The organism is Clostridium sp. BSD9I1, from assembly GCF_900185645.1.
In the GTDB taxonomy this organism is placed as follows: domain Bacteria; phylum Bacillota; class Clostridia; order Clostridiales; family Clostridiaceae; genus Clostridium_AK.
In genome coordinates this window covers 26,838-42,331 of the sequence record NZ_FYAM01000011.1, presented here as the reverse complement: position 1 = coordinate 42,331, position 15,494 = coordinate 26,838, and the positions used below count along the sequence as shown (strand labels likewise).

The window sequence follows — 15,494 nt, the reverse complement described above, 5'->3', positions numbered from 1 at the left end:
TGTATAATATAATCTAGATAAAACAACAAGGAGGAGATTTTTTGAAAGAAACAATTAAGAGGATACTAAACTTAGATTTTAGATTTAGGGCAGGCTCTAAGTATATTAAGGTATCCATGGCAGCATGTATATCAGCATTTGTAATTATGGGAATGGCTACGGGGTGCACATCTACATCAGGAGATGATAAGGCAACAATAGCTCCAGTTGAAACCAAGGACACAAAGAAGGAAGATAATACATCTAAAGATACTAAAGTGTCAGTAAATGGAGAACTTAAAGTTCATTTCATAGATGTGGGACAGGCTGATTCTATATTAGTTCAACAAGGAAACTCTGCGATGCTTGTTGATGCAGGAAATAATGCAGATAACCAAACAGTTAAGAGTTATTTAGATAAGCAGGGAATTACTGAACTTAAGTACTTCATTGGCACACATAAGGATGAAGATCATATTGGAAGTGCAGATTACATAATAAATTCATTTAAAGTAGGAAAGGTATATTTTCCGAGACAGACAGCAACTACAAAGACCTTTGAAGATTTCGTAAGAGTTGTTAAGGGTAAAGGACTTAAGCTTACTGTTCCAACTGTAGGGGAAAGCTTTAAATTAGGAGATGCTATTGTTACTGTACTTGCTCCAAATAGCTCCAGTTATCAGGACGCTAACGATTATTCAATAGTAGTTAAAGTATCTTATGGCAGTACGTCGTTTTTATTAACTGGAGATGCTGAAAGTGTAAGTGAAAGCGAAATGGTAAGTAAGGGCTTAGATTTAAGAGCTACAGTACTTAAAGTAGGACACCATGGAAGTAAATCATCAACTAGTCAAAGCTTCTTAAATAAAGTAAATCCTAAGTATGCAGTTATTTCAGTAGGTAAAGATAATGACTATGGACATCCTAAGCAAGAAGTGATGAACAGATTAAAAGCAAAGAATATACCTGTTTATAGAACTGATGAAAAAGGAACTATAGTGGCTACAAGTAACGGAAGTGAAGTGAAATTTAGTACAAACCCTGGCAGCTATAACGGTGCAGCTTCAAGCTCAAGCTCATCAAACTCTAAAGGAAATAGCACAACTACAAAAGCTCAAGTTGTACCAGCAGTTGTTGCTCCAAAGTCTACTGCACCAACGGCACCTAAAACATCTACACCTAAAACAACTGCACCAGCAAATAATAATGCTAGGATAGTATATCATACGCCTTCAGGGAAATCCTATCATTATGACAAAAATTGCAAAACACTTTCAAGAAGTAAAACAATACTACAATTTACTTTAGGGGAAGCTATTAACTCAAGTCATTCAGATCCCTGTGATGTTTGTACTTACTAGGAGGTTTAAAAGGCTATGAAAGTAATAATTGATAGATTTGAAGGGGATTTTGCGGTATGTGAAAAAGAAAATAAAGCTATGATAGATATACCCAAGGAAATTTTGCCTGAAGAAGCTAAAGAGGGCGATGTGCTCAATATAAATATTAGCATTGATACTGAAGAAACCGAAAATAGAAAAAAAATTATTGAAGAATTGACTAAAGACATTTGGGCATAAGTGCCACCCACGTGGCAAGTGGCAAGTACTAATATGAAAACATACCTAGATTTATGTGAATTAAATCTAGATATGTTTTCTTTTTAATCTACAAACTCATTATTTTTAAAGTTTCCAACATTAACTTTACCATCAGCAAATATGTACATCCCTTGCCCTTCTCTTACATCATTTTTCCAAGCACCTACATATTTATCACCATCGGACCAGGTATGAATGCCGTAACCATGCCTTAAGTCATTTGACCATTCGCCGGCATAAACGTCTCCATCTGGCCAAGAGCAAACTCCTTCACCAGATCGGGCACCATTTTCCCAATTACCTACATATACTTCTCCATCTGGCCAGGTATAAATTCCATGCCCATGTTTATCGTCATTTTTCCATTGACCTATATATTTTTCTCCACATGACCAGGTAAAGGTGCCTTGACCATCCATTTGATCATTTTTCCATTGACCTGTATATATACTACCATCTTTATAAAAATAAGTTCCTTCCCCATGCATTCTACCGTCTTTACGGTCGCCAACATAAGAACCACCATGAACATGAGCTGTATGCTCTGGTGCAGCAATTTCTACATTTGTCATCTTTAACTTTTTAAGATTGGAATTATTTATTGTAATTTTTTTCATATGAAAATTTCTCCTTATATTCCTTAATTTCATTTTTATTATGCCACAAGTAGAATTAAATTTCATGTTTTTCTACAATATATTTTATTGAAGTATTTACTTTTGAATATTATCTTCTTTAGTTTTATTAAATTTTTATTATTTATACATAAATTATTGATAGGGATATTTATTCGAACTTGATTATTTGTAAATTATAGTATATAATAACATAAATTATAGCGTGATAGATAATATGATAAACATAAGTAAAATAAGGAGTATATAAGGATTCCTGAAGCTGCTTTAACTAATATATATGAATGCAGATATGAAAAAAGATGAATGAATATAAATTGCTTCAATTTATAAGGCAAAGGTTTTATATTTATCCAAGTTTTTTCATGGGCAATGGACCATAAGAACAAGTCCAATTATATTAATATAATGTGGAAGTTATTAGTGAATTTATTATTTGTATAGTGACACTAAATTAAATTTTGCTCTTTTGCAACGTTGAATAATTATTTTTGATATGAAAAAGTCAAATTAAAAAGTCAGGCTAAGGGTAGATGTAGGCTTTAATAAATTATTAATGAAATGCATGGAGAAAATTATTATAGAAAAGTTTATTACTTTAGTGAACTGTTAACCGGATTTTAGATGAAAATATTGAAATTTAAAAATAAGTATGAATAAAAGTAAGTATGTAAAATTTAAAAGAAATATTAACTAGTGTTCCTAATTATTATAAAGGCACTTGTTTTGTAATATTGTTAATGAAATAAACTTAAGAATTTAATGGTGAAGAGCCTGGAAGTAGGGCACGTTTCTTTGCCGGATAGGAGATTAAATGATAACGAAAAACAAACCCAAAGTAAAGGTGATTGCCTTAGGCGGTCTAGGAGAGATTGGAAAAAATATTACTGCTATAGAATATGATGATGAAATAATTGTTATTGATTGTGGTTTAGCTTTTCCTGATTCAGAAATGTATGGTATAGATTTAGTTATACCAGATATAACGTATTTACTCAATAATAGAGAGAAAGTAAAGGGTTTTGTATTAACCCATGGCCATGAAGATCATATAGGTGGTCTTCCATATGTTTTACAAGAGTTAAACGTACCTGTTTATGGTACAAGATTAACATTAGGCTTAGTAAAAAGTAAATTAGAAGAGCATAATATGGTTTCTGATTGTACTCTTATTGAAGTTAAACCAGGAGAAGAGGTTAAAACGGAACATTTTAAAGTTGAATTTATACGAACTTGCCATAGTATTGCAGATGCTTGTGCATTAGCCATACAAACTCCAGAAGGCACCATAGTTCATACTGGAGATTTTAAAATAGATTATACGCCTATTGATGGAGAAGTAATAAATCTTCATCGTTTTGCAAAGCTCGGAAGCCAAAAGGTGCTATTATTAATGGCAGATAGTACAAATGTTGAACGTCCAGGCTATACAGTTTCAGAAAAGATTATAGGGGAAAATTTAACAAGGATCTTTGGCACTGCAAAAGGTAGAGTAATTGTTGCTTCCTTTGCGTCCAATATTAATAGAATTCAACAAATTATTAATTCATCCTTGTTTTACGGAAGAAAAGTTGCATTTAGTGGAAGAAGTATGGAGAAGATTTCTAAAATAGCTATGGAATTAGGTTATATGCAATTACCTGAAGATCAACTTATAAGTGTAGATGATATTGGCAAATATCCTGATGATAAAATAACAATTGTAACAACAGGAAGTCAAGGAGAGCCAATGGCTGCCCTTTCAAGAATAGCATATGGAACCCACAGAAAGATAAGTGTTGATAGAGGTGACTTGGTAATTATTTCTGCTTCGCCAATTCCTGGAAACGAGAAGCCTATATCTAAACTCATAGACGAGCTTTTTAAGAAGGGGGCAGAAGTAATTTATAATGCCTTAGAAGAAGTTCATGTTTCAGGTCACGCTTGTCAGGAAGAGTTAAAATTAATTCATACGTTAATTAAACCTAAATTTTTCATGCCTGTCCATGGTGAATATAGGCATTTGAGACAGCATGGATTGCTAGCTGAAAGTTTAGGTATGGATTCTAAAAATATATTTCTTTTAGAAACTGGACAGACGCTAGAACTAAGTAGAAGTAGTGCTAAAAGATCAGGAAGAGTTACTTCAGGCGCGGTTATGATAGATGGTCTTGGTATCGGTGATGTAGGAAATATAGTACTAAGGGATAGAAAGCACTTATCACAGGATGGTATATTAACCGTAGTAGTAACAATAGATAAAGCTTCATCTACTGTACTTTCAGGGCCAGATATTATTACAAGAGGATTTGTTTATGTAAAAGAATCTGGAAATTTATTAAATGAAGCAACTGAAGTAGTAAAAGCTGAATTAGATAAATGTATGGAGAAAAAGGTTACTGAATGGTTAGTAATAAAATCTAGTATAAAATACTCATTAGGACAGTTCTTATACAATAAAACAAGAAGAAAACCTATTATTCTTCCAATAATTATGGAAATATAAATACTACTAGATATAGTTAATATAATAAGAATTAAAGCACCCCGTAAATATTTTTATATTTACGGGGTGCTTTTTTATTAAAAGGCTAAGGTAGAGCCCCAGGGGATACTATAAGATAGGTTTATCTCATGGAGCAAAATACATAAGTGGAAAACAAAACTAAATAAAGGAAATATATTGAATTGAATGAATATTTGTGTTATATTATTTTTGTAAAGATTTTCCGAAAAAGTTTTTATTTATTTTTTTAAATTTAATTGTTGAACAATTAAACAATTAAACAATTGTGCAATAAGTTGTTTTACTATTGGAGGTAATATTTTGTTTACACAACTAAAATCTAAGAAATTATCAGAAAGAGTATCTCAACAAATAATAGGTCTTATTGAATCTGGTGAATTAAAACCTGGGGACAAACTACCTGCTGAAAATATATTTGCTGAAAAGCTAGGAGTAAGCAGAGGAATACTTAGAGAAGCTCTGACATTACTGCAGTTCCAAGGTATCATTAGTAGAAAACCTAAGGATGGAACTTATATTAGAGAATTATCTAAATATAATTCTATTGGTGAATCAATTTTAAAATCTCTGAAAGAAGCTTCTTATCAAGATTTAATTGAAGTTAGAGAATCTTTAGAGCAAAGAGCAGTGGAACTAGCTGTAAAGAGAGCGAGTGATGAACAAATAAGGGAAATAGAAACCTATCTAAACAACATAAATGTCAATGATGCATATGACAACATAACAGATTATGATTTTCATTTAAAGCTTGCAGAGTTGTCTAAAAATGTATTGCTGATTAATTTTATAGAAAGTTATTATGGACTTATTAAAGAGCTAGGCAAAATGAGCAGTAAGAATCAAGAACGTAGACAAGTCATAATAGAAGAACATAAAGCAATCATCGATTTAATAATTAAAAGAGATGCAGATGGAGCAAAGGCAGCAGTTACATACCACCTAAGAAAAGTTAAAGAATCAATACAAACTGCTGATATAAAATAAACTATAGAATTGAGGGGAGTAAAGTGAAAGATCAAATTAAAATATTATCACCCTGTGCAATTTTAGGATATGGATTTTCCATTGAATCCTTTATAAATGGAATGAAGGAAAACCCAGATGCCGTAGTTGTAGATGCAGGCTCAACAGATGCAGGTCCCCATAAGCTGGGTGCTGGTGTTGCTATAGTTAGTAGACTCGCATGCAAAAAAGATTTATCAGTTTTAATTAAAAAAAGTAGAAAATATAAGATTCCACTTGTAATAGGTTCGGCAGGGGGATCAGGGGCTAAAGTCCACACTGAATGGACTATGGATATAATAAATGAAATATTAGAAGAAGAAAATATTAAGTGTAAGCTTGCTATAATTTGGGCCGATATTCCTAAAGATAGAATTAATGCAGCAATAAAGGAAAGCAAAGTTGAAGGTATGTCAAAAAATATACCAGTGCTTACTGAAGATATAGTAGATGAAACTAATAATATAGTAGCACAGATGGGAGTGGAGCCAATACTTGAAGCTTTAGAAAATAAGGCGGATATAATTATATGCGGCAGAGCCTATGACCCAGCACCTTTTGCGGCCATTGGAATATATAATGGATTTGATAAAGCTTTATCTTATCATCTTGGTAAGATACTAGAATGTGGTGCACTATGTGCTGAGCCTGGCTCTGCAAAGGATTGTATTATGGGGGTATTAAGCAAGGATAGCTTTGAAGTATATCCTATTAACAAAGCTAGAAGATGTACTCCAATAAGTGTAGCAGCGCACACATTTTATGAGAAGGACCATCCGTATATTTTAAAAGGCCCAGGAATAGTATTAAACTTAGAAGATTGCGAATTTGAAGCTGTAAGTGAAAATAGAGTAAGGGTAAAAGGCAGCAGAATAGAAAAAACTCCTGTTTATAAAATTAAACTAGAAGGTGCTAGACAGAAGGCGTTTAGAACTTTTGTAATGGCAGGTGTAAGGGATCCGATTTTAATCGGCAAAATTGAAGAGGTTCAAAATGACGTTGTAAAAAGCGTTAAAGAATATTTTTCAGAAATACCAGCAGAAGATTACACAATAAACTTTTATAACTATGGCAAGAATGGGGTAATGGGTGAATTAGAGCCTATTAAGGATAATCCACATGAAATAGGAGTGCTATTTGAGGTGCTGGCAAAGACTCAAAGCCAGGCATCAACTATATGCAGCTCAGTACGTTCAACCTTTATGCACTATGGATATGAGGGTAGGAAGTCAACATCTGGGAATTTGGCATTTCCATTTGCACCTAGCGATGTGGAATTTGGTATTGTATATGAGTTTTCAGTTTATCATCTAATGGAAGTAAAGGACGGTAAGGAAATGTTCCCTATCGAGTACAGGGAGGTACAGTAATGGATAGGTTAGTTGATATTGCAAAGGTTCTTAGAAGTAAAAATAGTGGACCATTTGAAATAACATTAGATATTCTATTTGATACTATAGAAAAATATGAAAGAGTAGTAAGATCAGGCAAAATAAATAAGGAGTTAATAGCCTCTTTATATAAAATTCCTACTGATGATATTACCAATTTAGTATTCTTCAAAAAGGGGCTGGGAATAAAAATAACATTCAATAGGAAAACGTCTTCAGGAACCTGCGGAGACAGAGATGTTTATGGTGCACAGCAGCATGCTCCTCTTTTTGATATTTTAATACCATGAAAGGAGGGGGACTATGGAGTTAAAACCATCAACAACAGAAAAATACGATAAGATAAAAGCTAAACAGCTAAAGCCTTCAGTAAAGTCAAAACTTAAGAAGATTAAAGAAGATAAAGCTCTTTATCTAATGCTTCTTCCAACACTCATTTACTTTATTATTTTTAGGCTATGGCCAATTTTGAATATGAAGCTTGCTTTTTACGATTATAGATCACTAGGACCATGGAGATGGGCAGGACTTAAGTACTTTAAGCTTATTTTTAAATCGCCATTATTTGAAGTGATTGTAAAAAATACATTAATTATAAGCTTTATGAAATATGTGATACTATTCCCATTTATAGTACTGTTTGCAATATTACTTACAGAGCTAAAAAGTAACATATTTAGAAAATATGTACAAGTAGTTTCATTTTTACCGCACTTTCTTTCTTGGGTAGTTATTGCGGGAATATGGATATCATTTTTATCTCCATCATCAGGAGCGATAAATCAAATACTAGGAATATTTAATATATCACCTATAGACTTCATGACAGATAAGGAAAAAATAAGATGGGTATTATTATTTTCTGAAGCATGGAGAAGTATAGGATGGGACTCAATAATATATTTCACAGCAATAATTTCAATAAGTCCAAATATATTTGAGGCTGCTGAAATAGATGGTGCAAACAGGCTTGATATAATAAGGTATATAGTACTTCCAGCACTAGTTGTGCCAATGGTTACAATGTTTATCTTAAATTTAGGATTCTTTTTAAATGCTGGATTTGATCAGGTATTTAACTTTACTAATGATTCTGTGAACAGTGTAATTGATATACTAGATACCTATATTTATAGGTTAGGTCTTGTAAATGGTCAATATTCATTAGCTACAGCAGTAGGTGTTCTTAAGGGTATTATAGGCGTATTGCTAGTGTTAATAACACATTTCATCAGTAAAAAATTAACAGGTGAGGGGGTATGGTAGTAAATGAAGTATAAAAGCAAACTTAAAAAGTTTAGTATATATCAGATTACTTTAATGATATTTCTATTTATTCTAACGCTTACTATGATAATCCCCTTGCTTAACATACTTGCAGTATCGCTTTCAGATCCATCAGTATCATCTACTATGTCTGGACTAGACATAATACCTAAAAAGCTTAATTTTATTAATTATAAAATAGTGCTAAGTCATCCTGTATTACTGCCAGCACTTTTTAATTCAGTGTTTATTACAGTGGTTGGGACTTTTATAAATATAGTATTAACTACTACAGCAGCTTATGTTTTAACAAGGCCAGGACTCATATTTAAAAAGGCTTTAATGGTGTTTTTAATATTTATGATGTTATTTGATCCAGGACTCGTGCCTGAATATCTGGTAATTAAGGATATAGGGTTAATAGGAAGTCAGTGGTCTGTAATACTAGTATCTGCTGTAAATGTTTATTATTTAATAATAATGATGCGATATTTTAATGAAGTACCAAAGGAGATGTTTGAAGCAGCTCAAATAGATGGATGTGGTCACATTAAAATGCTGTTTAAAATAGTGTTTCCTCTAGCAAAGGCTGGGGTAGCAACTATAACAATGTTTTATGCAGTAATCAGATGGAATGAGTATTTTAAGGCAAGCATTTATATAGGTGATGCTTCAAAAACTACTTTGCAGGTAATACTAAGGCAGTTTATTGTCTTAAATGATACCGTTTCAATTGTAGGAGCTCAAAATATATTAAATTACAACAGCTTAGCTCAGCTAGATTTCAATGCTTTAAAATATGCCACAATTATTGTGGCAATAATACCGATTCTAATTCTCTATCCAATGGTTCTTAAATACTATGCTAAGGACGTTATGGGTGGAGGAGTTAAGGAATAGATTATTTTAAGGGGGATTTATAATGAAAAAAACATTGACTTTAGTTCTGACAGCAGCTCTCATGGCTTCAGTATTTACAGGTTGTAGTAAAAGTAGTACAACTTCCAATGAAGTAAAAGATAATGGGAAAACTATTTCAGCTCCTAAGGAAATAGGAAGTGCGGATAAGCCAGTTAAAGTTAGTATAATCATAAAGGATGTAAGTCCAAAGGAAGAAGATGTAAAAAAACTTGAAGAAAAAATGGAAAAGGGAATGGCAGCAGAGAAAAAATATGTGGATGTACAATTTTTAGAAGCTCCAACGGGAACCTATAAAGATGCAGTGCCATTAGCTTTTAGAACAGGGCAAATTTCTCCAGATTTAATATATTTTCAGGGTGGGGATCAGCCTATAGCTAATGAAGGATTACTTGAAGACTTAACACCATATATTGAAAGTTCAACAAATGTAAAGAATCTTATGGAAGAGCATAATAAAGTGAAAATGAAAAACTATCCATATTTACTATGGCTTTCACCAGCGAAAGTAAACACTCCTGTAATGAGAAAAGATTTATTTGATAAACTAGATAGTTCTAAAGCATTAATTGAAAATCCTACACCAGAAAATTATCATAAAATGTTTAAAGAACTTGTTGCTAAGGGATTAGTGAAATATGCTATCACTGCGGATGGTGACCTTACAAGGCTAGATACTGTATTTAATCATGCTTTTGGAGTTACATCTACAGTGATGAAAGTGGATGGGAAATGGGTATTTTCAAAAGCAACTAAGTTTGAAAGAGATAAACTTGAATTTTATGCTACTTTGTACAAGGAAGGTTTAATAGACAAAGAATATATAACTAAAAAGTGGGATACCATGGAAAAGTCCTTCTATGAAGGAGATGCAGCATTCGTTGCAGCAACTGCAGGAACAGTTATAAATATATATAATAACAAAATGACTCAAACAAAGGGAGCAGGAGCAGAACTTGTTGTTCTTCCACCTGCAAAAGGAGTTTCCCAGGCTTATCAATCTATAGATGTAACTAAGGAATCAAGAGGCTTTGCTATGAGTGCAAAATCAGAAGCCAAGGATGCAGCATGGGCAGTACTTGAGTTTATGGCAGGACCCGAAGGAAGAAAGTTAGATAAGTTAGGAATAGAGGGCGTTAACTATAAAATTGATGGAGATAAAATAGTTTATACTGAAAAATTCTCTGAGTGGTGGCCACGTTTCTGGGAGACACTTAATAAGTTTGATCCTAAACCAGCAGTAGAAAAACCAGTTATGGCTAAGCCAGCTATGAAATCTCTTGAAATGGCACAGCAGTATTATAAAGAGGATACAAATATTTTAATACCTGAAGAGTATTTGCCACAATGGGATGGTATGAATGCTCTTTATAAGGAATATGCTTCAGATATAATAAGAGGGGTTAAGCCTATAAGTGCTTTTGATGAATTTGTTACTAAATGGAATGCAGCAGGCGGTAATGATTTGAATAAGTATCTTGAAGAAAAATTTGCAAATAAATAAATGAAGTAATCAAGATAAGCGGCGCTAAAGTGCTGCTTATCTTGTAAAGGAGGACAAAATGATACCAGAAAATTATCTCGAAAAAACTTATGCAGGTTTTCTTGGAATGAACATAGGAATAAGGCTTGGTGCACCAGTGGAACCAACTATATGGACATATGAAAGAATAGAGAAAACCTATGGAGATATAACTAATTACGTAAAAGATTTCATCAATTTTGCAGCAGATGATGATGTTAATGGTCCTGTGTTTTTCTTGAGAGCTCTAAATGATGAGAAAATTCATGATGAACTTTTGCCGATGCATGTAGGAAATGCTTGGCTTAATTATGCTAGAGAAGGAGTAGGCATGTTTTGGTGGGGTGGTTATGGCACAAGCACAGAACATACTGCATACTTAAATTTAAAAAATGGAATTGAAGCGCCTAAATCTGGATCTATCGAGCAAAATGGAGTAATACTAGCAGAACAAATAGGCGGACAAATATTTGTAGATACTTGGGGACTTGTACTTCCCAATAATATAGAAAAGGCAGCAGCCTTTGCAAGGGCAGCAGCTAGTGTATCCCATGATGGGGACGGAATAAATGGAGCAGCATTTATCGCTGCATGTATTTCTAAAGCATATGTAACCAGTGATGTAGAAGAAATTATATATGCTGGTCTTTCGGTTATACCAGAAGACTGCACTTATGCAAAAGTTACAAATGCAGTAATAGATTTTTATAAAAATCACCCTGATGATTTTAGACCATGCAGAAAATATCTAGAAGAGAATTGGGGATATGATAAGTATAGAGGAGTATGCCATATTATACCTAATGCTGGAGTTTGTATACTTTCTCTTCTTTATGGAAAAGGTGATTTTAATAGGACTGTTGAAATAGCTACAATGTGTGGCTGGGATACAGATTGCAATGCTGGTAATGTAGGAACTATTATGGGAGTTACATGCGGATTATCAGGACTTGCACCACATTATAGAAAACCTATAAATGACGGTATAGTCTTATCGGGCATTTCGGGATATTTAAACATTATGGATGTTCCTAGCTATGCAAAGGAACTATGTTTACTAGGATATAAACTTGCAGGAGAAGGGGCGCCAAAGGAACTTCAGGAAAGCTTTAAAGAAGGCGAAATTTATTTTGACTTTGAATTTAGTGGAGCTACTCACAATATGAGGGTTTCAGATCCATTTTATTGCAGCATTAGACATACCACAGATAAAGCTTATAAGGGAACAGGATCTCTTGAAGTGCTATTTGACAGGATGGAAAGAGGTAAAAAGTGCAAAATATTTTACAAGCCATTTTATAGAAGACAAGATTTTAGTGATGAAAGATATAGCCCTGTATTTTCTCCAACGGCTTATCCAGGACAAACTGTTTCTATGATGGTATATGCAGAAAGATGGAATGGAGAGAGTATATATATTTCGCCATATATAAGAAATACACATACAAAGGAAGATGTAACAATAAGTGGAATGGTTATTAAAGAAGAAGGATGGCAGGAAATTAAATTTACAATTCCAGATATGAATGGCGCAGTTATAGATGAGGTTGGGATAATTCTAGAAGGTAATTCACCTTCAAAAAATAAGGATCTTGGTAGACTATTTATTGATGAATTTAAAATATATGGCAAGTCTTCCTATAGTGTAGATATAAAGAAACAAAAACAAGAATTTGGATCTATCACTCCCTTTTCACACAATCATGGAGCTTGGAGCATAGAAGGAGACTATATGCAAGCAATCACTGTAGATCATGCAGAGGCCATGACTGGAAACTACTTTATGAAAGACATCTCTGTAAAGGGAGAAATAATACCTGAAAATGGGTACAGTCATTTAATATCTGCAAGGGTTCAAGGAGCTATTAGAGGATATTATGCTGGATTTGATGGAAAAGATAAAATCTCAATTTTATTAAATAATAAGTCTATGAAAACACTAGCATCAACAACATTTAAATGGGAATATGGGAAGAAATATGCTTTAGAACTTAAAGTACAAGGAAAGACTATTTTTCTTTCAATAGATAATAAAAAATTACTAACTGTGGAAGATGAAACTTTAAGTTATGGAATGGCAGGTTATGCAAAATACTCACTTGGAAGAACACTTTTTGGGAATTTAACAATTCAGGAACTTTAAAAGGGGAAAATATATGGCGATAATAAATTTTGAATTTGCATCTAAAACGTTGTGTCAAACTGCTAGGGTTAAAATTTTTATTCCCGACAATATACTACAAAGAGGAAATATGAAAGATACAGCGGTTATGTACCTTCTTCATGGGAAGGGTGATAACGAAAAGTCCTGGGGAATAGAAAGTAACGCATATAAATATGCGAAGCAATACGGAGTTATAATGATAATGCCTTTCGCAGCAAATAGTTTTTATACAAATATGGCTTATGGCGATATGTATTGGGGCTTTATAGCCGAAGAACTTCCAAAAGTTTTAGAGAATTCTCTTAAAATATCTAGTTCTAAAGAAAAAACTTTTGTATGTGGGTATTCCATGGGAGGTTATGGAGCTTTAAAGCTTGGATTAACTTATCCAGAAAGATATAGTGCAGTTGGAACTTTATCAGGAAGCTTAAGAAGCATGAAAGAAAATAAATCAAAAATAGTCAGTGGAGAACGCCCGGATTTATTTCTTGTCTTTGGTGATTGTGGAGAAAAGGTAAAAGAAGAAAATGATATATATTATTTGACAAGTAAAGCATTAAAAGAAGGAAAAAATATTCCTAAACTTTATATTTATTGTGGCAAAAATGATAGCTTATATGATGTAAATATTAGGTATAAAAATTTTGCTATAAATAATGATATGGATTTAATTTTTAAGGATGATGATGGCAATCACAGCTTTGAATATTGGGACGAACAGTTAAACATATTTCTAGAAGTTATTAGTAACTTAAAATAAAAAAGTGGAGGGATTGATTATATGTTGAGTAAAAAAGATTTAATAAATAATAGAGAACTTGCTTACGATAAGGCACTAGGAGCAATTGCAGGATTATCAATAGGAGATTCTTTTGGAGATGCATCAAGAAAGCCAGATAATCAATTAAGCTACGGAATAACTACAGATTTTAACCAAGGGGCTTCCTGGAGTACAGATGATACTGAATTTGCACTTTTAACTGCAAAGATATTAATAGACTGCGGTGGAAAGCTTACTACAGATGAAGTTGTAAAGGGTTGGATGGAAAATGTGGTAACTCAAGATGAATTTCCAAGAGGCGGTGCCAGTGAAATAGAAGCAGCTAGAAACTTAAGAAGAGGAGTTAAACCTCCATACTCAGGAAAATATAATTCATATCATAATAGTGATGGTGGAGCAATGAGAATTGCACCTATAGGTATTATTTGTGCTGGGGATCCTAAAAAAGCTGCAGAACTAGCAGAAATAGATGCCAGTGTAAGCCATTTTAGAGAAGGCGTATGGGGAGCTCAAGCTGTAGCAGCAGCTGTTTCTGTTGCAATGGTTGATGGAACAATAGATGAAATAATAGAGGCTGCATTATCTGTTATTCCTGAAGATTCATGGCTATATTATTCAATAAAAAAGGCGTTGAAAATCGTTGACGAAGCTCATGGTGAGATGATGGATGCATGGATGCCTTTACATGATGAGCTTTGGACAAGTTATAAAGCAAGTGTTCCGGAAGCAATTGCAGAAGCCTTTGGAGTTCTTAAATTAGTAAATAAGGATTTCAGAACTGGAGTAGTAGCCGCTGGAAATTTCGGTAGGGATGCAGACACAATTGGAGCTATTGTAGGTGCAGTACTTGGAGCAAAATATGGAGCTGCTCAAATGCCTGAGAGATGGATTGAAAAAACAAGATATCCTTCAGGTACATGCCTTGCTTTTACAAAAGGAATGGATACAAAAGAAATAGGGAAGAAACTTAGTGATTTAATTAAATAATTTAGCAAAGATGACCTAGAGGGAGAAATTCTTCTAGGTTTTTTAATAATACATTGGTTTTATGCATTTTTGAGAAGGAAATTTACAAATTATATCGAATAATATGAAATATAGATAATGCGTGATAAAAGTATAGATATTTGTAGAAATAATTATTTATTTTATATAAATAACTATTCTTTTTATATAAATGATTGGAAAGTTATATAAGGAAGTGATATAGAAAAATGTTTAAACTGGACTGGATTGAGGTTTTTTTAAGAGGCATTCCTGAAATACTATTAATTATTTGGGGAATATATGTAATAACTAAGACTTCAATTAATATGAAAAATTATATGTTTTCCAGTATGATAGTGGTAATAGCTACTTATTTTACAAGAATGCTTCCTATATATATGGGAGTGCATACGTTTATTATTATTTTCTTTACCATATGTATCATGGCTGCAACTGGTATACCAGTGGTAAAATCAATATATGGTGTTTTACTTATGTTTTTAATAGTTTCATTAAGTGAGTTTTTAAATGTAGTAATATTAAATTTACTAAACATTAATACAAATATTGAAGTGATAAATCCTATCACTAAATCTATACTGGGCGTTCCTTCATTGGTTATTACATACTTATTTATTATAGTGATTCGTTATTTTACAGCTACTAAGAAAGAGATAAATATTTTTGAAGATAAAAATTACTGATTTATTTAATTAGTGATTTTTATATTTTAATAAAGGTT

The 15,494-nt window shown here is 32.8% G+C and carries 14 protein-coding genes; 13 read left to right on the top strand and 1 reads right to left on the bottom strand.

The genetic code is table 11. The features are described from left to right. The first annotated feature begins 41 nt into the window (after positions 1 to 41). Both BSD9I1_RS05590 and BSD9I1_RS05585 read left to right on the top strand, forming a co-directional pair. Positions 42 to 1,340: a ComEC/Rec2 family competence protein gene (locus tag BSD9I1_RS05590; RefSeq protein WP_278281156.1), complete on the top strand. Its 1,299-nt coding sequence runs from the start codon at positions 42 to 44 to the stop codon at positions 1,338 to 1,340. Positions 1,341 to 1,355: 15 nt separating this feature from the next. After that, the gene (locus BSD9I1_RS05585) at positions 1,356 to 1,559 is read left to right on the top strand and encodes a DUF3006 domain-containing protein (protein WP_186429498.1); all 204 of its coding nucleotides are present in this window, start codon (positions 1,356 to 1,358) and stop codon (positions 1,557 to 1,559) included. 83 nt (positions 1,560 to 1,642) lie between these two features. On the opposite strand, the gene BSD9I1_RS05580 is transcribed toward BSD9I1_RS05585, so the two are convergent. Then, a complete protein-coding gene (locus tag BSD9I1_RS05580) occupies positions 1,643 to 2,197 on the bottom strand; it encodes an MORN repeat-containing protein (RefSeq protein ID WP_035305833.1) in 555 nt (184 codons plus the stop codon). Between the two features lie 832 nt (positions 2,198 to 3,029). Between BSD9I1_RS05580 and BSD9I1_RS05575 the strand changes: the two genes are divergently transcribed. The 11 genes from BSD9I1_RS05575 to BSD9I1_RS05525 all read left to right on the top strand — a co-directional run bounded on the left by BSD9I1_RS05575 (position 3,030) and on the right by BSD9I1_RS05525 (position 15,456). Further along, complete coding sequence (locus tag BSD9I1_RS05575; RefSeq protein ID WP_186429497.1) at positions 3,030 to 4,700, top strand: ribonuclease J; 1,671 nt, start codon at positions 3,030 to 3,032, stop codon at positions 4,698 to 4,700. Positions 4,701 to 5,021: 321 nt separating this feature from the next. Further along, entirely contained in the window at positions 5,022 to 5,705 is a 684-nt protein-coding gene (locus tag BSD9I1_RS05570) for a FadR/GntR family transcriptional regulator (RefSeq protein ID WP_186429496.1), read from the top strand. Positions 5,706 to 5,728: 23 nt separating this feature from the next. Then, complete coding sequence (locus BSD9I1_RS05565; protein ID WP_242966423.1) at positions 5,729 to 7,093, top strand: acyclic terpene utilization AtuA family protein; 1,365 nt, start codon at positions 5,729 to 5,731, stop codon at positions 7,091 to 7,093. Beyond that, complete coding sequence (locus BSD9I1_RS05560; protein ID WP_186429495.1) at positions 7,093 to 7,404, top strand: DUF4387 domain-containing protein; 312 nt, start codon at positions 7,093 to 7,095, stop codon at positions 7,402 to 7,404. Before BSD9I1_RS05565 ends, BSD9I1_RS05560 begins: the two co-directional genes overlap by 1 nt. A 13-nt stretch (positions 7,405 to 7,417) precedes the next feature. After that, positions 7,418 to 8,380: a sugar ABC transporter permease gene (locus BSD9I1_RS05555; RefSeq protein ID WP_186429494.1), complete on the top strand. Its 963-nt coding sequence runs from the start codon at positions 7,418 to 7,420 to the stop codon at positions 8,378 to 8,380. Between the two features lie 3 nt (positions 8,381 to 8,383). Continuing rightward, a complete protein-coding gene (locus tag BSD9I1_RS05550; protein ID WP_186429493.1) occupies positions 8,384 to 9,280 on the top strand; it encodes a carbohydrate ABC transporter permease in 897 nt (298 codons plus the stop codon). A 22-nt stretch (positions 9,281 to 9,302) separates the two neighbouring features. Then, positions 9,303 to 10,802, top strand: a complete 1,500-nt coding sequence (locus BSD9I1_RS05545; protein ID WP_186429492.1) for an extracellular solute-binding protein — start codon at positions 9,303 to 9,305, stop codon at positions 10,800 to 10,802. Positions 10,803 to 10,860: 58 nt separating this feature from the next. Further along, complete coding sequence (locus tag BSD9I1_RS05540) at positions 10,861 to 12,963, top strand: ADP-ribosylglycohydrolase family protein (protein ID WP_242966422.1); 2,103 nt, start codon at positions 10,861 to 10,863, stop codon at positions 12,961 to 12,963. 13 nt (positions 12,964 to 12,976) lie between these two features. After that, positions 12,977 to 13,744: an alpha/beta hydrolase family protein gene (locus tag BSD9I1_RS05535; protein WP_186429491.1), complete on the top strand. Its 768-nt coding sequence runs from the start codon at positions 12,977 to 12,979 to the stop codon at positions 13,742 to 13,744. A gap of 21 nt (positions 13,745 to 13,765) precedes the next feature. Beyond that, positions 13,766 to 14,752: an ADP-ribosylglycohydrolase family protein gene (locus tag BSD9I1_RS05530; protein ID WP_186429490.1), complete on the top strand. Its 987-nt coding sequence runs from the start codon at positions 13,766 to 13,768 to the stop codon at positions 14,750 to 14,752. Positions 14,753 to 14,979: 227 nt separating this feature from the next. After that, the gene (locus tag BSD9I1_RS05525; protein WP_186429489.1) at positions 14,980 to 15,456 is read left to right on the top strand and encodes a hypothetical protein; all 477 of its coding nucleotides are present in this window, start codon (positions 14,980 to 14,982) and stop codon (positions 15,454 to 15,456) included. Positions 15,457 to 15,494 lie beyond the last annotated feature (38 nt).